Consider the following 23,345-nt stretch of genomic DNA (forward strand, 5'->3'; position numbering starts at 1 on the left):
TATAAAAATCAAAAGCAGATTTAATTTGCTTTTGATTTTTTATTTTATTAGGTGATAATTTTAATCAGTAATTTTTATAAAACATTTTTTTATATAACCAATAGGGTGATATGATACTTTAGACTTTCGTAGTCCTAAATCACCACAGTCTTCTTGTCTATTTACATATAAAGTATCACTAAAATACATATCTAAAAATGTTCTATTTAAAAAAGAATAAATACCTTTAAAAGAAATATCACAGCGCTCAATGTGGATTATAGCTGTATCACCATATTTTTCTCCAATAGAAAAGCCTGCAAGAGTATCATTAACATAAATTGTTATGGATTTTAAATCTAATTTTTGAAAGTTTATTAATACATCCCTAATGACATCGTATTCTATTTTTAGTTCAGTACAGAGAGAGTTTTTTGATTTTTCCCATTTTTTTATTAAGTCTAAGCAGTCGTTGATTATTTTAGGGCTATTTATTTCAGATATTTTGAAAGAATAGTTTTTATTAAAGAAGTTATATAGATTTTTTTTAGCATGATACCTTTTTCCACTTAAGTTAATTAAATCTTTGGTAAGATATATATATTCATAATCTTCCGGTGTATAAACAATTTCAAATTTATGAGCACAATATTTCTTTAAATCATTAATAAAAAAGTTTTCTACATCTCCAAAAAGATAGAGTTCATGGGCGTTATTAGATAAGAAATTAGATTGCGAATTATTATTATTGTTGTTTTTATATGATAGTAATAATTCGATGATTGAATTTAGTTTATTGGGAGTGTAATTATATGGAATCATAAAAAAATCACCATAATATTCTTCACTTTTCTTAACAATTAAGGTATTATCTATTATAGCAAAAGTGGTTTTTGATAAATTTCTCCATAAATATAATGAAGCAAAAGTGTATTCATATGAAGAAAAGTTACTTTTATAACAATAATCATTAAATGTTTCTTTATCTTGGAGAGTTAAGGTATGGAATATATCCAAGATATCATCTCCTTTGTAAAAAATAAGCCATATATTATATTTTATTAAAAAAAGATAATACGGTTAATTGAAAAGAACTTTTATAGAAAAAATCCTATGTCTAATAAGAATTTATCAAGACATAGGATTACCAAAAGCTAATATTTGAATTTTATTAATACTTCTTTAATTTCACCTTTAGAATTTTTTCTTATGCTAAAGTTTTTAATATCGCTAAATTCATGATTTACCTGATATGTTAATTCATTGATTGTTGCTTTACATTTTTTTGAAAGTTCATTATCTTCAATAATTTCAAATCTTGATTTTTTACAAGTAGTTTCGTTTTGCTCATCATCAATTATTACATAATAATCAGAACTTTCTTCTAATACATAGTATTCTTTATTTAAAGTTAAAGTAGAACACAAATCATTATTTATACATTTTAATAACATTTTACCATACCTCCCTTTATAAATTACATTATACATTTATTTAATAAATGTTAAAATTGTAAGAATATATAAAAATATAATTATTTTCGTATATTTAATTAATTTTTTAATAATTTAATTTTTGCAACACTGAATAAAATCTTGTATAATTTATATGAATTTATTAGAACTAATGAAGTACTTATATAAATAAGGGAGATAAAAATGAGTAAATTTAAAAATAATAAACTGATAGAAAAATGTAATCAATTAAATAAAGCTATAGAGATAGTTGGTGGAAAAGAGTTTTTAAATACGAAAATAACAGATGATATTGATATGGCAGAATACATAATAAGCAGTGTTTTTGAAGGAGAAGAAGTGAAGTTTAATTTTGCTGGTGAGGAGTATAGTATTCCTGCATTATTTAAAGCAAAGCTTGAATATGAAAAAAATTTTCTAAGAAATAAAAGTAAGGCAATTGATTCAATCGCATACAAGATAAAAAAATATGATACAAGCTTAGATTCGGAAATAAGAAAATATAAGAAAAGCAGTGGAATTGAAGAATATAATAAAATATATGATATAGTAGAAAAGAGATATAGAAGAGATATCAATATGTTAGTATTAAATTCTATGGATAGTAACCTAGTAGAGAAGCTTTCAGCAGAAGAAGAGGATAAATACTATGGAGAGTATCTTACTCAAAAGAAAAAACAAATAATATATGGAGTATTTAGCAAAATGGGTATAGTTTAATCTATGCCCATTTTTAATGTTAATTAAACGCCTTCGTTTTTAAAGGATGGTACAAAATCTGTGGTGTTGGCTCCTTCTCCTTGAATAAAGCCATTTTTTACACCAATGGACAATGCATAATCTATGATAGAATCGTAATGCTTAGGATTTAATTTGCTGTTTATCTTTGGATATTTATAAGCATTATGCATAGGTACATATTGATTCATTAATGAGATATAGATATCATCATGAAATGTATTGTATAAAAGGTCAATAACTTTCTTAGAATCAAATAAAAGTCCAGGTAATAATAAGTGACGTACAATTACACCTTTTTGTATTATTCCATTATCATTAAAGGAAGGAGCACCTACTTGACGTACCATTTCCTTAATTACATTTAAAGCATTTTCACGGTAGTTGTTAATTTTTGAATATGCTAAAGCATATTTATCATCAAAATATTTAAAATCTGGTAGATAAACATCCACAAGTCCATCAAGAGATTTAATAGTTTCTAAAGAGTCTATTGAATTAGTATTATATAGTATTGGTAAAGTTAAATTATTATTTCTTGCAATTTTAATGGATTTAATGATTTGAGGTACATAATGAGTAGGAGTAACTAGATTTATATTGTTAGCACCTTGTTTTTCAAGTTCTAGGAATATTGCAGCCAATCTTTCAATGGAAATGGTTTTACCGTTGAATTCCTGTGATATGCAATGGTTTTGGCAAAATACACATTTAAGATTGCAATGAGAAAAGAAAACAGTTCCTGAGCCATTTTTGCCAGAAACACAGGGTTCCTCCCAAAAGTGTAATTGAGCCCTGGCTACTTTTAAATGATTATCTGCTTGGCATACACCAAGATTTATATCTCTGTCAACATTACAATTTCTTATACATAAGTTGCATTTTTTTGTTTCTAAATTTATTATCAATTTTAAACACCTCATAAAAGTATATCTTTTATTAAGATTCTATCAAATTTAAATATATTTTCAATAAATTTAAAATAACTAATATAAAAATAGACAATATATGTGGCAGAATATAGTTATTCAAAGATAAATATGATATAATATCAGTAATTATAATATAATTTAGAGGTGTATTAAATGAATACTGTAACAGTTAAAATAAATGGGATGGAGTATAATTTAAAGGGAAAAGAAGATGATGAATATTTACTAAAGGTTTCAGAATATGTTGATGGTAAATTTAAAGAAGTATCAAGTAATAATAACAAATTAAGCATTAGTTCAGTTGCAGTATTAAGTGCATTAAATATAGCAGATGAACTTTTTAAATGTAATAATGAAGTTGAGGATTTACTTAAGGAAAAAAATTCTTTAGAAGAAAGAAACCTAACTTTAAAGGAAAGAATACGAGAAATAAAGCAGGAAGTTGAAGAAACTATTAAAAATAAAAATCAAGAAATGGCTTCTTTAAAAGAGATGTTGTACTCAATGGAGCAAAAGTCAAGAGAAGCTGAAATTTTAAATGATAAGGTTGCTGATTTAACTGAAGAGTTAGAAGAAAAGAGCAAATTAGAAGAATTAGTAGTGCTATTAAAGGAAAATATGGCAGTTTTAAAAAAGGAAAATGAAAATTTAGTCAAGAAAATTGAAGTACTAGAATCAAATCTTACATCTTCAGATGAAAATAATAAAAAACTAAGCATGAGCCTTCTAAATACACAAGATGAATTTTTAAAGGAAAAGAAGGAAAATAAAAAATTAAATGCGAAAATATTTGAATTAAATGAAGATATAGCTAATAAAGTTTCACTTGAAGAGTATAATAATGTATTGGATAGTTATAATGCTTTAAAGGAAAACGTTGAACAAATATCGATGGAAAAAAGTGGAATTGAAAACATGTTAGAAGAGTTTAAAATAAATATAAATTATATTGAACTTGAAAATAAAAACCTAAAGGATAGCGAAAATGTATTAAAAGAAGTTATTTCATCAAAAGAAGATGAAATTGAGGAATATAAGAGTAAAGCATCTGTAGATGAAGAAGAGGCTAAAATTTTGAAAGATAAGATACTTGAACTTGAAGCTGTAATTGCTAAGGGAAAAGAGCAAAGAAAGGCTTTATTAAATAGGGATAAAGCTATAAAATTCCAATTACAAAACTTTAAATATAAGGTTTTAGATTTAGAGAAAAAGCTTATTGATCTACAAGTTGAATTGGCAGTGGAAAGAAGAAAAGCAAATCCATTATTAAAATAGAGTCTGTTCAGAGTGGAACAGGCTTTTAACATAAGATGAAGAATATACAAAAAAAGGAGACGTAAAAATGGAAAAGGTGGAAATACTTGCACCAGCAGGTACCATGGAAAGTTTGGTTGCAGCAATAAATAAAGGCGCTGATGCAGTATATTTAGGAGGAAATAAATTTTCGGCAAGAGCATATGCATCTAACTTCGATAATGACAATATGTTAAAAGCTGTTGATTATGCTCATAGCTATGATGTGAAAATATACGTAACATTAAACACAATTTTAAAAGAAAATGAAATTGAAGAAGCAGTAAGATATGTAGGATATCTATATGAAATTGGTGTTGATGCCTTAATTATTCAAGATTTAGGTTTATTAAAAAGAATTAAAGAAGAGTTCCCATTGATGGAAGTGCATGCATCTACTCAAATGACTATACATAATGGTGAAGCAGCAGTATATTTTAAAGATAAGGGGTTTCACAGAATAGTATTATCACGTGAGATGACATTAGAGGAAATAAAGTATATATCTAAGGATTTAGCTATTGAAACAGAAATGTTTGTTCATGGAGCTATTTGTGTGGCATATTCAGGACAATGCTTAATGAGTTCTATGATTGGTGGAAGAAGTGGAAATAGAGGAAGATGTGCTCAGCCATGTAGAATGGAATATACTTTAAAAGGGGAACACAGTGGGGAAACAAAAGGACATTTATTAAGTCCTAAAGATATGTGTACTATTGAAGATGTAGAAGACATTGTAGATACAGGAGTATACTCTTTAAAGATAGAAGGTAGAATGAAGAGAGCTGAATATGTTGCTGGAGTGGTAGATAACTATAAAAAGGCCGTAGATAAAGTATTATATAATAATAAATATGATGATCAAGCTGGAAAGAGGCAACTTTTACAATTATTTAATAGAAGTGGATTCACTAATGCATATTTAAAGAAAAATACTGGTAAAGATATGATGAGTTTTAATTCACCCAAAAACTCAGGAATATCACTGGGAGTAGTTGATAAAAATGGTGATATAGTAATAAAAGAAGATTTAAATGTAGGTGATGGTATCAGATATAGAGATAAAGGATTTACATTAAGTAAGATACTATATAAAGGTAATGAAGTAAAGAGTGCTAAAAGAGGTGATAAAGTAAAACTTTATCCAATTGATTATAAAAAAGGTGATGAACTATTTAAGAGTCTTAATAAACAATTATTTGATGAACTTGAAGAATACTTAAAGCCATACACTAAAAAGATTGCTTTAAATGCTATAGTAGATTTTTCTGTAGATAAACCTGTAACTATCAGAATAAATTATAAAGGAAATTTTTATGAAGTACAGGGAGAAGTAGTTCAAAAAGCAGAAAAGAGACCATTAGATCAGGAAAGAATTAAAGAAGCTTTAAAGAAATCAGGGGATGTTGCTTTTAAAATTGAAAATATAGAATTTGAAAACTTTGAAGATGGATTTATGAGAGTTTCTGACTTAAATAATTTAAGAAGAGATATAATTGAGAAAATAACAAAAGAAGTATGTAGAAAACATAGAAGAAAGAGACCAGCTAAAGGAGAGAAGCATAAACCATCTTATGAAAAGACAAAAGTTGACGTTATTTGTAGCTGTATAACAAAAGAGCAAGTTGAAGCATTAGTAGAAATGAAGTGTCAAAATATAGCTGTAGATTTATTTAGCAGGGAAAAAAATTCCATTAAGAAGAAAGATTTAATTGAACTAGCTGAAAAATATAGAGATATTAATTTTTATCTTAAGACTTCTACAATTGTTAAAGGAGAATTTAAGAAGGTGGTTAAGACTATTGAGGAAGTTTCTTCTTATATCAAGGGTATTATAACATCTAATGTTGGTATAATAAGTGAGTTTAAAGATAAATTGTACATCATTGGTGATTATAAATTAAATATAGTTAACTCACAATCTTTAGCTTTCTATCAGGAAGATGTGGATGTTCCTACTTTAAGTTTAGAACTTAATAGAGTAGAAATCAAAAATCTAATGAAGAATGCTAATGGAAACGCTGGAGTGGTTGTGTATGGTAAGCCAGAGCTTATGATTAGTGAATACTGTCCAATTGGAAGTACATTTGGTGGAAGAACTAAGGATAGCGGATGTAATGGAATATGCTCAAAAGATAAGTTCAAATTAATAGATAGAGTAAATGAAGAGCTTAGGGTAATGACAGATTTATATTGTAGAAGTTATATTTTAAATCCAGTACCTTTAAATATAATTGATGAAATTGAAGAGTTAAAAGGATTTGGTATAACTACTTTCAGATTTGATTTTAGAGATGAAACATATAAAGAAGTTAAGAATGTAATATCAATATTAAAAAATGGTGATGATTTTGATAGTAAAGAATATACTAAAGGACATTATAGAAGAGGAGTAGAATAAAATTTATATGGTTATAATAGCAATTGTAGTTTTACTTGCAGTTTTTATTTATGGAATATTAGAAATGAATAAAAGTAGCAAAAAAATAAGTAAAGACAAAATTAGAGAATTAACCACTGCAGAGAAAAATGCTGCAGTGGGCATAGTAAAGAGTTATTGGAGAGTATCAATGATTTTATTAGCAATAATAATTGGATTTATCGTTATTATGATTTCACAGATTATTGGTAAAACAGTTATATATAGTAATGCAGTAAGCGTTATAACAATGGTATATTCTTTGATAGCTTATGTTATTATTACAATTAATAAGAAAAAAATGGAAAATGAATTTAATAAAATTATGAAATAGCAAGAGGGAGAGAGTGATGAAAGAAAGAACTCTAAGAATTTTAGAATTTAATAAAATTAAAGATAAAGTTGAAAAATATGCAATTACCTCAAGCGGAAAAGAAATGGTACATTCTCTAAAACCTTGTAAATCAATTTATGAGGTTGAAAAGAAACTTGAAGAAACAAATGAGGCATTGGAATTATTAATTACTAAAGGTGCACCTCCTTTTGAAGGATTATATGATACGAGAGAGGCCATTGAAAGAGCAGGAAAGGGAGGAGTTCTTACACCTGAGCAATTATTAAAGATTGGTGGTATGCTTAGAGTTTCACGCAGGTTTAAAGAATACATGAATAGGAAAGATGATGAAATTGCATATAAGAACTTAGAGGATTTAGCTTATATATTAACTCCTGTAAAATCTCTTGAAAATGATATTGAAACAGCAATAATATCTGAGGAAGAAATAAGTGATAAGGCAAGTGCCACACTTTATAATATAAGACGAAGCTTAAAAGAGAAAAATTCTTCTGTTAGAGAAAAGATAAATTCTATTGTAAGATCTAATTCTAAGTATTTACAAGATGCAATTTATACTATGAGAGGTGAAAGGTATGTACTTCCAGTTAAGGCTGAATATAAAGGTGCTGTTCAGGGACTTGTACATGACCAAAGTTCTACAGGAGCTACGTTGTTTATAGAACCACTGAGCCTTGTTAATCTAAATAATGAAATAAAAGAGTTAATGTTAAAAGAAAAAGCAGAAATTGAAAGAATTTTAACAGCATTGTCAGCAAAGGTTACAGAACATATAAATGAATGCGTAAATAATTCAAAGATATTAACAGAGCTAGATTTTATTTTTGCAAAAGGTAAATATGCTTCTGCTATAAATGCATTAAAGCCTAATGTTTCAAAGGATAGAAGTTTCGAAATATTTGGTGCTAAGCATCCACTGATCAATCCTAAGGAAGTAGTACCATCAGATGTATTTCTAGGTAGGGATTTTACCACATTAATGATTACAGGGCCTAATACAGGGGGAAAAACAGTAACATTAAAGACGGTAGGGCTTCTGCATTTAATGGCTTTAAGTGGCCTTTTAATTCCTGCAAAAGATGGATCTACCATAGGGTTTTTTAAAGAAATATACGCTGATATTGGTGATGAACAAAGTATAGAGCAATCATTATCAACTTTCTCATCTCATATGACTAATATAGTTTCTATATTAGAAAAGGCTGATAGAGATTCACTGATAATTATTGATGAGTTAGGTTCAGGAACAGATCCGGCTGAAGGAGCTGCTTTAGCAATTTCAATTATTGAAGAGCTAAAGAGTAGAGATTCAAGAGTTATGGTCACAACTCACTATAGTGAGTTAAAAGGATATGCTCTAAATACTGAAGGTGTGGAAAATGCATCAGTAGAATTTGATGTTGAAACATTAAGACCAACTTATAGACTACTTATAGGAATACCAGGAAAGTCTAATGCCTTTGAAATATCAAGACGATTAGGTTTAAATGATGATGTAATATTTAAAGCAAAGGAATATATGTCAAAGGATAATCTTCAATTTGAAGATCTTATAAGAGACTTACAAGAAAAAAGTATTATTGCTAATAATAATGCTCGAGAAGCAAGGATTTTAAAGGAACAGGCAGAAAAGTTAAAGATAGAATATGATCAAAAACTTGCTAAGATAAATAAAGTACGGGAAAAAGCTTATGAGGAAGCTAGGCAAGAAGCTAAAAATATCATAAGTAATGCTAAGGATGAAGCAGATGAAATTGTAAAAGCTATTCGAGAACTAGAAAGAATGGGTATAGCTGAAGGTGGAAGAAATAGACTTGAAGAAGAAAGAAAGAAGCTTAAGGATAGTCTTGAAGCTAAGGAAGCTGCACTAAGAATTGCTAGAGAAGAAAAAGGTGAGGCAATAACAAAGGTTACATTAGGTATGGAAGCTATGTTACCTTCTTTAAATCAAAGGGTAGTCATTATATCTATGCCTGATAATAAAGGTGAAGTTCAAGTTGAAGCAGGGATTATGAAGATAAATGTTAAGCTTAAGGACCTAAGAAAAGTTGATGATGTACCTGTTAAAAAGGAAAAGAAAAAGAGAGAACTTAAATTAAATACTAAATCTATTGAAAGTAGAATTGATTTAAGGGGAATGGATTCAGAAGAAGCTTGTTATAGAACAGACAAATATCTAGATGAAGCCTATATGTGTAATTTAGGTGAAGTTACAGTAGTACATGGAAAAGGTACTGGTGTTTTAAGAAAAGCAATTAACGATATGTTAAAAAGACACCCACATGTTAAATCATATAGACTTGGTGTATATGGCGAAGGTGGAGACGGAGTTACAATTGTTGAATTAAAATAATATAAATTATTTAAAAGGCCTCTCTACTATGCTATAATTATGCATAGTAGGGAGGTCTTAGCTATGTATTTGATAAGTGCATGTTTATGTGGAGTTAACTGTAAATATGATGGTGCAAACAATTATAATGAAAAATGCAATGAATTATTTATCAGTGGGAAAGCAATATTAATATGTCCAGAACAATTAGGGGGACTTACTACGCCAAGAGTGCCAAGTGAACTTCAGGCAAAGGCAAAAGATATTCTGGAAGGCAATGGTAAAATTGTTACCAAAGAAGGAATGGATGTCACAAAGCAATTTATTAAAGGGGCAAAGGAAGTGGTGGAAATTGCAAAAAAGCTTTCTATTTCAACAGCTATATTAAAAGAGAGAAGCCCGTCTTGTGGAGTTAATTTTGTATATGATGGAAGTTTTAATGGAAATAAAGTTAAAGGAAAAGGCATTACTGCCGAAATGCTAAATGAAATAGGAATTAAGACACTAAGTGAAAAAGATTTGGAGGTACAGGGTTTAAATGTTTGATTTTTTTAAGAAAAAAAAGAAAAAAGAAAATGTTAAAATAGATGAGCAATTGAAAGCAAAGGATATTTCTGAAGCAGAGAAATCTAGTGAAAATAGCGAAAAATATATGTATGATTTTAAGGTTGCAAATACAGATTTTTATGAAAGTATTTCAGAGAAGAGTGAACAAAATTCATATATTGAAGTAAAGGAAAAAAGCTATACAGAAGAAGAAATTCATAAAATAATTGTACAGCAAATTTTAAGAGTAATAGATAGTGGCCAAGACTTTAATTCTATGCAAAGCGCTGCAGAAGAGGCTTGTAAAATTATCGGTAAAGAACATATTCAACTGATAAGCACATATATAAAAGATAAAGTATCAAAACCTACATATATGAAAGGAAAATTTGATGAATTAGGTCAATGGCCAATAGCTGTTGAAAATTCAGTATTATCGATTTTATATAGTTTTAAAGAAGATGGTGTAGATGAGTTACTAAAAATTGTTGATAATGGAGGTAACTCTTGTTTAAAAGCAATTAATTTATTATGTAAACTTGCAGGTAAAGGAATAGAAATAGAAAAGATAGTTGATTCATTAATTTATTTAATGAAGTCATTTAATGAAGAAGATAAGTATAAAGTTTTAGGATATTTTTCACAAATTAAGGGTTATGGAAAAATAGAGAGACTATATGAATTATATTATAAAAAGTTTATTTTAGAAGGTAATTTAGATGCTGCTTATGATATAATATTAAACTTAATAAATATTAGAGAAAGATACACAAGAGAACAGCTTATATTTATAAAGGCACTAGCATTATTTGATAGTGAATTAGATATGGAGATGATTTTAAAGGGTGAAAATGGAAGAGTTAGCTTTGAAAATATTGATGAGAAACTAAGAATTAAAGCAGCTATAAGTTTCTATTCACTAAACAAAATGGATAGTGAAATAAATGATAGATTATATTATTTAAAAAATAACTCTTTAGATTCTGAACTTAGAGCTTTTTTAAGTGAAACATTAGAATAATAATAAAGGATTAAGTGAAATGAATCACTTAATCCTTTATTATTTTATTCAACAGTAACTGATTTAGCTAAATTTCTTGGTTTATCAACATCACAACCTTTAAGTTTTGCAATATAGTAGGATAATAATTGAAGAGGTATTACACTTAAGAGAGGAGTTAATAAATCAATAGTCTTTGGAATATATATGACATCATCTGTGATGTTTTTTGCAGATTCATCACCATCATTAACAATGGCAAGAATATTACCACCTCTAGTGGTTACTTCTTTTACATTACTAATCATTTTATCTTTTAATCTTTCTTGAGTTAATAAGGTAATAACAGAAGTACCCTTTTCAATTAAGGCAATTGGTCCATGTTTAAGTTCGCCACCAGCATATGCTTCAGAATTAATATAAGAAATTTCTTTAAGCTTTAAGGAGCCTTCAAGAGCTACAGCGAAATCTAATCCACGTCCTAGGAAAAACAAATCTTTTTGATTAAAATGATAAGATGCATATTTTTGAATATTATCTTTATTTTTTAATAATTCATTAATCTTATTAGGAATAGCTATAAGTTCCTTCTTAATGGATTCTATTTCTGATGAAGCTAAAGTTCCTTTCACTTCTGCAAAGTGTAATGCTAATATATAGAATGCTACTAGCTGAGTTATATAAGCTTTGGTAGAAGCCACAGCAATTTCAGGCCCAGCTAAGGTGTAAAATACATCATCAGCTTCTCTTGCAACAGAAGAACCTACTACATTTGTAATGGCAAGAACTTTGGCTCCTTGTTTTTTAGATACTCTAAGAACGGCTAAAGTATCAGCTGTTTCGCCAGATTGAGATACTACAATTACTAAAGTTTTATCTGTAATTATAGGCTCTCTATATCTAAATTCTGAGGCAATATCAGTTTCAACAGATATATTTGCAAGTTTTTCTATAGCGTATTTACCTACAAGGCCAGCATGATAGGCTGTTCCGCAAGCAACAATATATATTTTATCAAATTTATCTAAGTCATTTTTTGTAAATTTAATGTTATCAAAAGAAATCTCTTTATTTAAGATAATTTTACCAGCTAAAGTATCTCTGACAGCTTTTGGTTGTTCATGAATTTCTTTTAGCATGAAATCTTCATAACCACCTTTTTCAGCAGCATCAACATTCCATGTTACATGGAAAATTTCTTTTTTGATAATTTCTTTGTTTCTAGTACGTATATCGACACCATCTTTTGTTAATATTACAAATTCATTGTCATTTAGTAAATATACATCTTTAGTATGACTTAAAACAGCAGGAATATCTGAGGCTATAAAGTATTCATTCTGTCCAATGCCTACGATTAAAGGACTATCCTTCTTTACAGCTATAAGTTTATCAGGTTCATTCTTACTTATAACTCCAATGGCAAAACTTCCTTCAAGTTTGGCTGTAGCTTTAATAACTGAATCTAATAAATCACCATTATAATAATAATCAATTAAATTTGGAATAACTTCAGTATCAGTTTCGGAATAAAAGTTATATCCTTTTAAAATTAACCATTCTCTTAGCTTTAAGTAGTTTTCGATGATACCATTATGAACTACGCTAAAAGTTATCTTTTCGTTAGAATGAGGATGAGCATTTACATCAGAAGGCTCACCATGAGTAGCCCATCTTGTATGTCCAATTCCAACTGTTCCTTTAATAGGATTAGCATTTAAACTTTGGGCTAAATTAAGTAATCTTCCTTTAAATTTACGAACTTCAATTTTATCATTTAAGATTGCTACTCCAGCAGAGTCGTAGCCTCTATATTCTAATTTATTAAGTCCTTCTAATAGTATATCAGATGCTTGGTTATATCCTATATAGCCAACAATTCCACACATATTATTCTTCCTTTCAAAAATATATTTTAGCTTTGGGAAAATAAGGTGCATTCACTTCTAAATATTGTATAATGAATTATTTTAACATTATCTAAAAAATAAATCTACTTTATTAATATAAGTATATAAATAATATATTGATATTGATACAAGGTAATACAAGATAACCTAAAATATTGATGATATTTTAGGTTATCTATATTCAAATATTTAAAATTTTTATATTTTCTACAGTAGGATCTTCAGTACCTTGAACATAGAGATTTGCTTTCTTTAAATCGTTAACATAATCTATTATGTGGGAGGTAATGATTTCACCAGGGCAAAGTAGCGGAATTCCAGGGGGATATGCAAGTAAGAATTCGCCAGAAATTTTTCCAAGACTTTCGGAAAGTGGTACTGATTTTTTATCAGCATAAAATGCTTCACGAGGGTTAATAATTTTGGTAGGAATAGGGGGAATATCTAAGAAATCAGCAATAGGTTTGTTTACCCCATAGTATTCTTTGGATATTTCTTTTAAAGCTGTAAGTAATCTATCCATACCTTCTTTTGTATCACCAAAAGAACCAACAGCAAGCACATTATAAAAATCAGATAGTTCCATCTGAATAGCATATTTTTCATAAAGTATCATATCTAGTTGAAATCCAGTGATTCCCAAATTCCTACAACAAATAGTTATTTTAGTAGGATCAAAGGCAAATGAACCGGGTTTTCCAAGAATTTCTTTGCCAAAACAATAGAATCCTGGTATTTTATTAATTTCATTTCTAGTATAGTTAGCTAATTCAATGGCTTTATTTAATAAATTTTCACCATGTAATGCTATTTGCCTACGAGCGCAATCTAAAGATGCCATGAGGATATAGCTAGGAGAAGTAGTTTGTAAAAGATTAAGATTTCTTTGTACTCTATTAGGATTTATAAATTTGCTTTTTATATGTATTAATGATGCTTGAGTAAGAGAACCAATAATCTTATGAGTGCTTTGTGAACAAATATCTGCACCAGCTTCTAAGGCTGACATAGGCAATTTTCTTGAAAATGCTAAATGAGGTCCATGGGCTTCATCAACAATTAAAGGGATATGGTAGCTATGAACTATTTCAGCAATTTTTTTAATGTCTGTGGCTACTCCATAATATGTTGGATTAATTAAAAGCAATGCTTTTGCATCTGGATTATCTTTTAAAGTTTTTTCAACAGTTTTTGGTGATACACCATGGGCTATCCCTAATTTTTTATCTAATTCAGGTTGCATGAAGATTGGAATAGCACCACTTAAGATAATGCCACTGGTAACTGATTTATGAACATTTCTTGGAACTATTATTTTGTCACCATCAGATACCACTGACATGATCATAGCTTGTATTGCGCCAGATGTTCCATGAATTGAAAAGAATGAAGCATCAGCACCATAAGCATCAGCTGTAAGTATTTGGGCTTTTTTTATTGGTCCTGTTGGATGATGGAGGCTATCTACTAATTTAAAGACTGTTACATCAATTTTAAATGGATTTTCCCCAATGAAATTTTTAAATTCTTCATCTATACCAACGCCTTTTTTATGTCCAGGTACATGAAAAGGTAATGTATCTCTATTTACATACTCCATCAATGCATTAAATAAGGGAGTTTCATTTTGATCAAAGTTATACAAAAAATACACCTTCTTTCAAGTTATTGACAAATTTTTCTTAGAATGAAAATATAGATACTTTATAAAGATAGTATATGCAGAATTGTAACTTTACTACATGTTATTTTAATCAAATGCTGGTATAAAAAATAATAATGCATAAAAATAATTAAAATTGAGAATAATTACTTAAGAAAGTAATTAAGGAGGTATATATCGTGTCAGTAATCGAATTAAATAAACGAGATGGCAGTGTTGCTAAAAGTGCGAAAAAATGTCGTAAGAGAGGCAAAATACCAGGAATATTATATGGAAAGAATATTAATAACTTTATGTTTGAAATTGGAGAAATGGATTTAGTTGACGAAATTACTGCCAATGGTCAATATGGGGTTATGAATGTCAATTATAATGGCAAAGAACATAAAGCATTAATAAAAGAGATGCAGAGAGATCCTGCAACAAATAAAATAATACACTTAGATTTAGAAGAGGTATCTGCTGGAGAAAAAGTTATATCTACGGTACCAATTCATTATATTGGAGAAGAATATATAAATAAAAAAGGGATTGTTTTACAAAAAGAAAAGGATAGTGTTAAAGTTGAAGGAAATGTAGATTCTTTACCTAAATATTTAAATATCAATATTGGTACTGGTACAGTAGGCGATGTTTATAAATTTGGAGATTTGGAAATAGGATCTGAAATTTCAATAGTGGATGATTTAAATTCAGTTATTGCGTCAGTAATTTATGAAAGAAAGAGAGTGGCTGATGATATGGAAATGGCAGTTGAAGAGAATGAAAGTTAAAATATCTTTTTAAAATATAAATTTTAAAGAATAAAATATTGATTTTTATTAAGCTACAAGTAATAATATACATGTAGCTTTTTTTTTTATATGATTAAAAATATTTTATAGTATAAGATGTAAGTTTAATGACTTAATTTAGGAGGTATGAGTATGATATACAAAGAGAAATTTAATGAGTGGTTAAATTCAGCAGTTGTAGCTGAAGAAGTTAAAGAAGAATTAAGGTCAATCAAGGATGAAAAAGAATTAGAAGACAGATTTTACAAAGATTTAGATTTTGGAACAGGCGGACTTAGAGGAGTTATAGGTTTTGGGTCTAATAGAATGAATGTATATACAGTATCAAAAGCAACTCAAGGTTTTGCTAATTATTTAAATAAAAGTTTTGAAGAGCCATCTGTGGCCATTGCATATGATTCAAGAAATATGTCAAAGGAATTTGCTGAAGCAGCTGCTTTAACTTTATGCAGCAATGGAGTAAAGGTATTCTTATATGAAAGCTTAAGACCTACACCAATGTTATCTTTTGCAGTTAGACATTTAAATTGTAATGGTGGTATTATGGTAACTGCTTCACATAATCCTAAAATATACAATGGTTACAAGGTTTATGATGAATTTGGTGGACAAGTAACAGATGAAAAAGCAACTATAATAATAAATGAAGTAAATAATATAAAATCTTTTGATGAAATCAAGACTATATCAAAAGAAGAAGCTATAAGGGATAATCTTTTAACTTATGTAGGTGAAGAAGTTGATAAAGCTTACTTAGAACAAGTAAAATCTTTAACAATAAGAAGAGAATTAGTAGAAAAAAATGCTAAGGATTTAAAAGTGATTTATACACCGATTCATGGTACTGGAAATATTCCAGTAAGAAGAGTATTAAAGGAATTAGGTTATGAACAAGTTCAAGTTGTTAAAGAACAAGAGTTACCAGATGGAAATTTCCCAACAGCACCATATCCAAATCCAGAAGATCCACAAGTTTTTGAAATAGCATTAGATATGGCAAAAACTTCAAATCCAGATATAATATTTGGTACAGATCCTGACTGTGATAGAATTGGAGTTGTAGTAAAAGATAGCGAAGGAAATTACAGAGTATTAAATGGAAATCAAACTGGATTATTATTAACTGAATATATTTTATCATCATTAAAGGAAGAAAATAAGCTTCCTGAAAATGGTGTTGTAATTAAAACTATAGTTACAACAGAAGGAGCTAGAGCTATAGCTACACATTATGGAATAGAAATAATGGATGTTCTTACTGGATTCAAATATATTGGAGAAAAAATAAGAGAATTCCAAGAAGCTGGAGATAGAAAATACTTGTTTGGCTTTGAAGAAAGCTATGGGTACCTAGCAGGAGAATTTGTAAGAGATAAAGATGCAGTAATAGCTTCAATGCTTATTGCTGAAATGACTTTATTCTATAAACAACAAGGAAAGAGCTTATATGATGGATTAATAGATTTATATAATAAATATGGATTCTTTAAAGAAGGTCTTGTTTCAATAGATTTAAAAGGTAAGGAAGGACAAGAAAAGATTGCTAAATGTATCGATGAATTAAGAAATTCTTCATTACCAGAAGTAAACGGAGTTAAAATTGCTACTAAGCTTGATTATAAATTAAGCAAAGAAGAAAATTTAATTACTGGAACTGAAAGCGTAATTAACTTACCAAAATCAAATGTATTAAAATATATACTTGAAAATGGTTCTTCATTTGTTGTTAGACCTTCAGGTACAGAACCAAAAATGAAAATATACATTGCAGTTAAAGGCTCAAGTTTAGAAGATGCACAGAAGCAATTAGAAGTATTTAAAGGTAAAGTAATGGATATAGTTAACGAAAAATTAGCATAATTAATTTTAATAAAAGCTACTGATTTTTTTCAGTAGTTTTTTTGTTGTATTAATTCATAAATATATCGCTTTTATTTGAAAGTTTTTCTATAATAATGTATTATGTAATGAGATAATTTGCAAAGGAGTGTTAATAATGGATTATAGGTCGCAAATTAAAGAAAAAATGGGGAAATTGCTATTCTTAGAAATGAATATTGAAGGTTTTAAGGAAAGCATAAACATTCCAAAATATGTAAAATTCAAAAACAAGGATTTATATCTTCCAATAAGTACAGAATATATAAGTTCTAATATTGAAAATGAAATAAAGATTAAAAATCTTCCAATATATTATTTTATAGAAGGCATGTTCATAGCTTTTGGTTGTGATGAAAATTTAAGGTTTAATGACGATTATGAACTTATATTAGATTATATAAAAGATACTGAAAATTGTATAAAATCTTTAATATCCAAGAGTGTTAATGAAGAAAAATATTTAGAGGCTTATATTTTACTTAAGGGTTATTATTATTACTCAAAAGATAATGAAGTGCTTAAGAAGCTACTTTTAGTTGGAGAAAATATTAGAGAAAAGGATAAAGAATTTGGTGAAGTATTATTAGATGATATAGAGTATTGTGAAAAAAATAAAATAAAAATAAATGATTATCATTTATATAAAGCACTTATTTTAAAGGATAATGGTGAATTTGAGAAATCTAAAATAGAATTAAACGAGTATATTAACAAAGGCGGTAATATCACTGAGGAAATAAAAGTTTTAACAAAGGATATTGATAATATTACCAAGTATGAGAAAGCTATTGAGATGCTAAATGAAGTCCCTGAAAAAAGCCTTCAGTCATTATTAGAATTGGTAGAAGAATTCGATAGCAATCCACTTATTTATTATTATATAGGTGTTGCTTTTAGGAGATTGCAAAAATTTGAAGAAGCAATTCATTACTTAAGAGAAAGTATAAAGATTGAAAGTGGAATACTGGAAGTGGTAGTAGAGCTAGGATTAAACTATGCTTGCTTAGGAGAATATGAAGAAGCACTTATATACTTTAAAAAGGCTTTTGAAGCTTCAAGAGATGTTGAAATCTGTACAAATATTATTATGTGCTACATAAACTTAAAAGATATGAAGAATGCAAAATTACATCTTGCTATAGCAAAGGAATTAAATTCTGAGGATGAAATTGTAAAAGAAATAGAAAATTTAATAAGTAAATAAAGGATGAGAAATATGAAGAGGAATATGAAGGAAAATTATATTTCTATCTTAAGATATAGGATATATTCATTAAGTAAAAAGGAATGTCTAAATGAGATTTTTAAAAGAAAAAAGGTCCATATCATATCAGGAAATCCAGAAGTATTATATAGAGGGCTAGATGATAAAGTTTTATTTAATAATTTTATTAGTGATGATGCATTAATTATTCCGGATGGAGTAGGCACACAAATTGCTGCCAAGATGCTTAAAACACCTGTTAGCGAAAAAATTGCAGGAATAGAGATTATGAAGGAAATAATAACTAAATGTGAAGAAGCTGGTGATTCTATATATCTTGTAGGTGCAGAAGAAGAAACATTAAAGACATGTGTTGAAAATTTAAAGAAAGATCATCCAAAACTTATTATTGCAGGATATAAAAATGGCTTTTTTGATTTAGACAACTGTGATGAGTTATTGGCAGATATAAAGAGAAAAAAACCTAAAGTGTTATTTGTAGCAATGGGATGCCCAAGGCAAGAAAAATTTATTATTAAATATTTTAACGAGCTTCCTGTGGAAATATTTATGGGTGTTGGAGGAAGTTTTGATGTTATAGCTGATAAAGTAAAAAGGGCTCCAAGATGGATGATTAATGTTGGTTGTGAATGGGCATACAGAGTAGCTAAAGAACCGTGGAGAATAAAAAGATTAGGAAGTATTCCAAAATTCCTTTTGAAAGTAGCTAGTAGCCGAGGTAATCAGGATGAAAAGTAAAAAAATATTTAAAGCAACATTTTTAGTAATGGTAATTACCATTGTCAGTAGATTTTTAGGGCTTATAAGAGATTCGCTAGTAGCGTATTATTTTGGTGCTAGTGCTATAACTGATGCATATAAAGCAGCGGTTATGGTGCCTGAAACATTATTTACCATAATAGGACTCGGTGTTTCAACTGTCTTTATCCCTATGCTTAGTAAAATAAGATATAGGGATAGTAAAAAAAAGATGTTTGAGTTTGCCAATAATGTAATTGGTATTCTCGTAATTTTATCCTTAAGTATATTTATTTTAGGAAATATATTTACAGAAAATATAGTAAATATAATTGCACCGGGATTTTCAAGGGAAAATATGGAGTTGGCAATTAATCTAACAAGGATAAGTCTTATAAATCTTCTTTTTATGTCAATCAATGTTTGTTTTTTATCTATACTGCAAGTATGTGAAGATTTTGTAATACCATCAATCTTAGGAATGTTCTTCAATGCACCAATAATACTATACTTAATAATATTTAAAGATGTGAATATCTTAGGTGTTACTATTGCCAATGTTATTGGAAACATATTAAGAGTGGTAGTACAAATACCATCCCTTTATAGACAAGGATACAATATTAAATTTAGGTTTAAAATTAATGATAATGATATAAAGAGAATGTTTATATTATTAGTTCCAGTAATAATTGGTGCTGGTGCAAACTCTATAAATATGGTGGTGGATACTAATATTGGTTCAACTTTAGGTGTTGGAATAATGTCTAATCTTGAATATGGACAAAAGATTATATCTTTTATTAATACAGCAATTACAACTTCAATTGTATCTGTTATGTATCCATTAATGGCTAATAAATTAAATGAAAAAGATAATAAAGAATTTTTACAATATCTAGTTAAAAGTATTGTTGTTATTGCATTTATTTTAATGCCAGTTACAGCAGGAATAATGATTTTAAATAAAGATGTAGTTACAATTATTTTTGCAAGAAATCAATTTGATGCTACTGCTGTAAGATTGACATCTTTAGCTATATTAGGATATTCATTTTCAATTCCATTTACAGGTATAAGAGATATATTAAATTCATCACTATTTGCCATGGAAAAAACAAAAACTACCGCTTTTAATGGAATAATAGGTGTTGCAACAAATATTATTTTGAATATATATTTATCTAAAAGGTATGGAATAATAGGTGTTGCGTTGGCTTCATCTATTTCATCAGTGATAATAGCGTTGCTTTTATTTAGGGCAATAGTGAAATATACAGGACAAATTGATTTAAAGATTTTATTAGTAAAGTTAGCTAAAATCACATTAACAACAATTATGATGTTTTTAGCTCTTTTAGTATTTAATTATTTAACAGGAATTACAGGAGTAATTAAAATAATTATTGATGCAATAGTTGGAGCAGCATTATATGTGATAATTTCAATTGTGCTAAGGATAGAAGAACTTAATGAAGTACTAAGTATGTTAAAAAACAAAGTGGCAAAAGGGGAGAGATAATATATGAAAATTTTATTTATAGCTTGTTATTCTCCATTAATAAATAATTCTGCATCTATAGAAACACTACAGTATCTTAATAATTTAGTTAATGAAGGTAACGATATACATTTGCTTACAGTAGATTTTCCAAAGAACTCAATATATTATGATGAATATATTTTAAGCATGCTTAATCCGAAGGTTAAGATTCATAAAGTATCTGGTGGAAAGATATTTGAAAAAATAATGCCTAAGAAAGGTAATAATGGAGTAAATTCTAATAATAATTCTAGCAAATCAGCTTTAAAAGAATTATTAAAGAAAGGTAAAAAAATTATTGCCATACCTGATATGTATTTAAATTGGGCTAGAAAAGCTTCTAAAGTAGGTCTTGAATTAATGGATAAGGAAAGGTTTGATGTAATATTTTCAATGCATGAACCTCCTTCAAGTCATATATGCGCAATGTATATAAAAAAGGAAAATAAGGGTGTTCCGTGGATTACATATTGGAGTGACCCTTGGTTAAAGGATTCTACTAGAGAAAATATGGGATATATAAGACGAAAAATAGAAGGAGGATTTGAAAAAGATATTATAAATCTTGCTGATAGACATATTTTTGTTACTAAATCAAATCGTGATGATTATCTTAATAGTTATAATATACCGAAGGAAAAGACTTTCATTTTAACAAGAGGGTATGATGAAAAAGCATATGAAAAGATAAAAAGCACTGTGCCAGCAGAAAAGATAAATAAAGATAAAATAAACTTTATTTATGCTGGAGAAATTTTCTCAAAGCTTAGAAATACAAATCCTTTTGTCGAGGCATTAAAGATACTTGAGAAAAGAGATCCAGAAAGTTTTAAGAAATTAAATGTTTTATTCTTTGGTAATATTGACAATGAAGGTATGAAAAAAAATTTAGTTGATGTAACAGTTGTGGATGTTTCACCAAGGATACCTTACGACAAAGCGATATCTTATATGCTTAATGGTGATGTGCTAATGATTTTTGGTAATAAGAACTCAAGACAAATCCCTGCTAAGATTTATGATTATTTTGGAGCAGATGGAATAATATTTGTTATTTTAGGCGATGAAAATGATCCTATATTAGATGTGGTAAGAGATAAAGAAAAATGCATTGTTGTAAATAATAATCCAGAAGAAATTGTAGGTGGTATATATAAAATTTTTAATCATTTGGATAATGAAGATAAATTCCATCCGCTTAAGGAATATAAGTGGGAAAATATTTCAGGTAAACTTAATGATATATTAAAGGGGTAAAAGAATATGCATATTATGTTCATACCATCATGGTATTCCAATGTTAGAAATAAGGTTCATGGAAGCTTTTTTAAAGAACAAGCTTTAGAGTTACAAAAAGCTGGTGTTAAAGTAACAGTAGCATACAATGAAGTGTGGCCACTTACTATGCTGGGAAAAATTCATGAAGAAAAAGGTCTTAAGTATAATGTTGAAGATGGATTAAAGACATATAGATATAAAAATTATAACTATATTCCTAAGAATCCTTTAATGTTTAAAGTGTTTAACAAAAGGATGGAAAAATTATATAAAGAAATAGTGAAAAAAGAAGGAGTTATAGATATAATTCATGCTCAGTCTTCTCTATGGGGAGGAATAAGTGCTGCTTATATAGCAGAAAAATATAATATACCTTTAGTTATTACTGAACATTCCTCTGTAGAGAGAGGACCATATGTAAAGAAAAGCTATATACCATTTATTTGTGATTCTTATAAGAAAGCTCAAAAAGTGATAACTGTAGGTAATGGCTTAAAAAATGAAATAGAATCTTTAAGTGGAAGACAGGATATAGAAGTCATAGGAAATTTAGTGGATCTATCAAAATTTACTATTAAAAAAAGAATTAAAAATGAAAAGTTTATTTTCTTTTCACTGGCATTTTTAGAAGGTGAAAAAGGATTTGATACATTAATAAAGTCTTTTGCAAAGAAGTTTAAAGATAAAGAAGCAGTATTATATATAGGCGGGGATGGCAGTCAAAGATCTTGGTTAGAAGCTTTGACTGTGGAGAATGGTGTTAAAGATCAAATAATCTTTTTAGGAGCTCTTTCAAGAGATGATGTTTCAAAATGGATGAATAAATGTGACTGTTTTGTATTACCTTCTAGATATGAAACATTTGGTGTAGTGTATATTGAAGCTCTTGCCAGTGGAAGACCGGTTATAGGGGCTTTAAATGGTGGAGCAGAAGATATTATAAATAATCTTAATGGATATCTTATTCCAATAGATGATATAGATATATTGGCAGAAAAAATGATAGAAGTTTATGATAATATTGAAAGTTATGATGAAGAAGAAATAAGGATTGACTGCTTAAAAAGATTTAGTCCTAAGGTTATAGTAAATAAGATAATTTCTGTGTATAAAGAAGTTTTAAAAGATAGTGTAAAGTTTCGTATGAAAAAATAGCATAGGGCTAATTTGGCATAATAATAGAAAAATAACTTTGAAATATCAATTAAAATTCGAAAATTGAATATGACAAAAAGACCTTCGGT

Annotated in this window: 18 protein-coding genes and 1 pseudogene; 14 read left to right on the forward strand and 5 right to left on the reverse strand. The window is 28.2% G+C overall.

From position 1 onward, the window contains the following. Positions 1–60: 60 nt before the first annotated feature. Both H8R92_RS03995 and H8R92_RS04000 read right to left on the reverse strand, forming a co-directional pair. A complete protein-coding gene (locus H8R92_RS03995) occupies positions 61–996 on the reverse strand; it encodes a DUF2156 domain-containing protein (protein WP_186834799.1) in 936 nt (311 codons plus the stop codon). A 137-nt stretch (positions 997–1,133) separates the two neighbouring features. Beyond that, positions 1,134–1,433 (reverse strand): hypothetical protein, encoded by a 300-nt coding sequence (locus H8R92_RS04000; protein WP_022211143.1) that lies wholly within the window; start codon positions 1,431–1,433, stop codon positions 1,134–1,136. Between the two features lie 204 nt (positions 1,434–1,637). On the opposite strand from H8R92_RS04000, the gene H8R92_RS04005 reads away from it, so the two are divergent. Next, positions 1,638–2,174: a hypothetical protein gene (locus tag H8R92_RS04005; RefSeq protein ID WP_022211142.1), complete on the forward strand. Its 537-nt coding sequence runs from the start codon at positions 1,638–1,640 to the stop codon at positions 2,172–2,174. 23 nt (positions 2,175–2,197) lie between these two features. On the opposite strand, the gene H8R92_RS04010 is transcribed toward H8R92_RS04005, so the two are convergent. Beyond that, positions 2,198–3,115: a radical SAM protein gene (locus H8R92_RS04010; RefSeq protein ID WP_186834800.1), complete on the reverse strand. Its 918-nt coding sequence runs from the start codon at positions 3,113–3,115 to the stop codon at positions 2,198–2,200. A 162-nt stretch (positions 3,116–3,277) separates the two neighbouring features. On the opposite strand from H8R92_RS04010, the gene H8R92_RS04015 reads away from it, so the two are divergent. From H8R92_RS04015 to H8R92_RS04040, 6 genes and pseudogenes are all read left to right on the forward strand, one after another. Next, entirely contained in the window at positions 3,278–4,399 is a 1,122-nt protein-coding gene (locus tag H8R92_RS04015) for a cell division protein ZapA (protein WP_022211140.1), read from the forward strand. A 67-nt stretch (positions 4,400–4,466) separates the two neighbouring features. After that, a complete protein-coding gene (locus H8R92_RS04020; RefSeq protein ID WP_022211139.1) occupies positions 4,467–6,818 on the forward strand; it encodes a U32 family peptidase in 2,352 nt (783 codons plus the stop codon). A gap of 7 nt (positions 6,819–6,825) precedes the next feature. Further along, positions 6,826–7,170 carry a hypothetical protein gene (locus H8R92_RS04025; protein ID WP_022211138.1) on the forward strand — a complete coding sequence of 115 codons (345 nt, stop codon included), beginning with the start codon at positions 6,826–6,828 and terminating at the stop codon, positions 7,168–7,170. A 16-nt stretch (positions 7,171–7,186) separates the two neighbouring features. Beyond that, entirely contained in the window at positions 7,187–9,544 is a 2,358-nt protein-coding gene (locus H8R92_RS04030) for an endonuclease MutS2 (protein WP_022211137.1), read from the forward strand. A 63-nt stretch (positions 9,545–9,607) separates the two neighbouring features. Continuing rightward, positions 9,608–10,048: pseudogene (locus H8R92_RS04035) on the forward strand (2-thiouracil desulfurase family protein); the annotation flags it as partial. Positions 10,049–10,061: 13 nt separating this feature from the next. After that, the gene (locus tag H8R92_RS04040; RefSeq protein WP_022211135.1) at positions 10,062–11,090 is read left to right on the forward strand and encodes a hypothetical protein; all 1,029 of its coding nucleotides are present in this window, start codon (positions 10,062–10,064) and stop codon (positions 11,088–11,090) included. Positions 11,091–11,134: 44 nt separating this feature from the next. Here the strand turns inward: H8R92_RS04040 and glmS are convergent, their stop codons facing one another. Further along, complete coding sequence (glmS, locus tag H8R92_RS04045; protein ID WP_022211134.1) at positions 11,135–12,958, reverse strand: glutamine--fructose-6-phosphate transaminase (isomerizing); 1,824 nt, start codon at positions 12,956–12,958, stop codon at positions 11,135–11,137. Positions 12,959–13,160: 202 nt separating this feature from the next. After that, positions 13,161–14,624 (reverse strand): aminotransferase class I/II-fold pyridoxal phosphate-dependent enzyme, encoded by a 1,464-nt coding sequence (locus H8R92_RS04050; protein ID WP_022211133.1) that lies wholly within the window; start codon positions 14,622–14,624, stop codon positions 13,161–13,163. A gap of 197 nt (positions 14,625–14,821) precedes the next feature. Between H8R92_RS04050 and H8R92_RS04055 the strand changes: the two genes are divergently transcribed. The 7 genes from H8R92_RS04055 (at position 14,822) to H8R92_RS04085 (ending at position 23,256) form a co-directional block, all read left to right on the forward strand. Continuing rightward, positions 14,822–15,415, forward strand: a complete 594-nt coding sequence (locus H8R92_RS04055) for a 50S ribosomal protein L25 (RefSeq protein WP_022211132.1) — start codon at positions 14,822–14,824, stop codon at positions 15,413–15,415. Positions 15,416–15,568: 153 nt separating this feature from the next. Next, positions 15,569–17,296: a phospho-sugar mutase gene (locus tag H8R92_RS04060; RefSeq protein WP_022211131.1), complete on the forward strand. Its 1,728-nt coding sequence runs from the start codon at positions 15,569–15,571 to the stop codon at positions 17,294–17,296. A gap of 136 nt (positions 17,297–17,432) precedes the next feature. Then, the gene (locus H8R92_RS04065) at positions 17,433–18,521 is read left to right on the forward strand and encodes a tetratricopeptide repeat protein (RefSeq protein WP_186834801.1); all 1,089 of its coding nucleotides are present in this window, start codon (positions 17,433–17,435) and stop codon (positions 18,519–18,521) included. Positions 18,522–18,533: 12 nt separating this feature from the next. Then, positions 18,534–19,280 carry a WecB/TagA/CpsF family glycosyltransferase gene (locus H8R92_RS04070; protein WP_022211129.1) on the forward strand — a complete coding sequence of 249 codons (747 nt, stop codon included), beginning with the start codon at positions 18,534–18,536 and terminating at the stop codon, positions 19,278–19,280. After that, positions 19,270–20,802, forward strand: a complete 1,533-nt coding sequence (murJ, locus tag H8R92_RS04075) for a murein biosynthesis integral membrane protein MurJ (protein ID WP_022211128.1) — start codon at positions 19,270–19,272, stop codon at positions 20,800–20,802. The genes H8R92_RS04070 and murJ overlap by 11 nt, the downstream gene beginning before the upstream one ends. A 3-nt stretch (positions 20,803–20,805) precedes the next feature. Then, on the forward strand, positions 20,806–22,080 hold the full coding sequence (locus H8R92_RS04080; protein ID WP_022211127.1) for a glycosyltransferase: 1,275 nt from the start codon (positions 20,806–20,808) through the stop codon (positions 22,078–22,080). A gap of 6 nt (positions 22,081–22,086) precedes the next feature. Further along, positions 22,087–23,256: a glycosyltransferase gene (locus H8R92_RS04085; RefSeq protein ID WP_022211126.1), complete on the forward strand. Its 1,170-nt coding sequence runs from the start codon at positions 22,087–22,089 to the stop codon at positions 23,254–23,256. Positions 23,257–23,345 lie beyond the last annotated feature (89 nt).

The organism is Clostridium lentum, assembly GCF_014287815.1.
GTDB classification, from domain to species: Bacteria; Bacillota; Clostridia; order Clostridiales; family Clostridiaceae; genus Clostridium; species Clostridium lentum.

Bases quoted from the DNA above. Each gene is read 5' to 3' on its own strand.
- H8R92_RS04025 (WP_022211138.1), top strand. From the start codon at position 6,826: ATGGTTATAATAGCAATTGTAGTTTTACTTGCAGTTTTTATTTATGGA.
- H8R92_RS04030 (WP_022211137.1), top strand. From the start codon at position 7,187: ATGAAAGAAAGAACTCTAAGAATTTTAGAATTTAATAAAATTAAAGAT.
- H8R92_RS04005 (WP_022211142.1), top strand. From the start codon at position 1,638: ATGAGTAAATTTAAAAATAATAAACTGATAGAAAAATGTAATCAATTA.
- H8R92_RS04065 (WP_186834801.1), top strand. From the start codon at position 17,433: ATGGATTATAGGTCGCAAATTAAAGAAAAAATGGGGAAATTGCTATTC.
- H8R92_RS04020 (WP_022211139.1), top strand. From the start codon at position 4,467: ATGGAAAAGGTGGAAATACTTGCACCAGCAGGTACCATGGAAAGTTTG.
- glmS (WP_022211134.1), bottom strand. From the start codon at position 12,958: ATGTGTGGAATTGTTGGCTATATAGGATATAACCAAGCATCTGATATA.
- H8R92_RS04015 (WP_022211140.1), top strand. From the start codon at position 3,278: ATGAATACTGTAACAGTTAAAATAAATGGGATGGAGTATAATTTAAAG.
- murJ (WP_022211128.1), top strand. From the start codon at position 19,270: ATGAAAAGTAAAAAAATATTTAAAGCAACATTTTTAGTAATGGTAATT.
- H8R92_RS04000 (WP_022211143.1), bottom strand. From the start codon at position 1,433: ATGTTATTAAAATGTATAAATAATGATTTGTGTTCTACTTTAACTTTA.
- H8R92_RS04060 (WP_022211131.1), top strand. From the start codon at position 15,569: ATGATATACAAAGAGAAATTTAATGAGTGGTTAAATTCAGCAGTTGTA.
- H8R92_RS04010 (WP_186834800.1), bottom strand. From the start codon at position 3,115: ATGAGGTGTTTAAAATTGATAATAAATTTAGAAACAAAAAAATGCAAC.
- H8R92_RS04080 (WP_022211127.1), top strand. From the start codon at position 20,806: ATGAAAATTTTATTTATAGCTTGTTATTCTCCATTAATAAATAATTCT.
- H8R92_RS04085 (WP_022211126.1), top strand. From the start codon at position 22,087: ATGCATATTATGTTCATACCATCATGGTATTCCAATGTTAGAAATAAG.
- H8R92_RS04040 (WP_022211135.1), top strand. From the start codon at position 10,062: ATGTTTGATTTTTTTAAGAAAAAAAAGAAAAAAGAAAATGTTAAAATA.
- H8R92_RS04070 (WP_022211129.1), top strand. From the start codon at position 18,534: ATGAAGAGGAATATGAAGGAAAATTATATTTCTATCTTAAGATATAGG.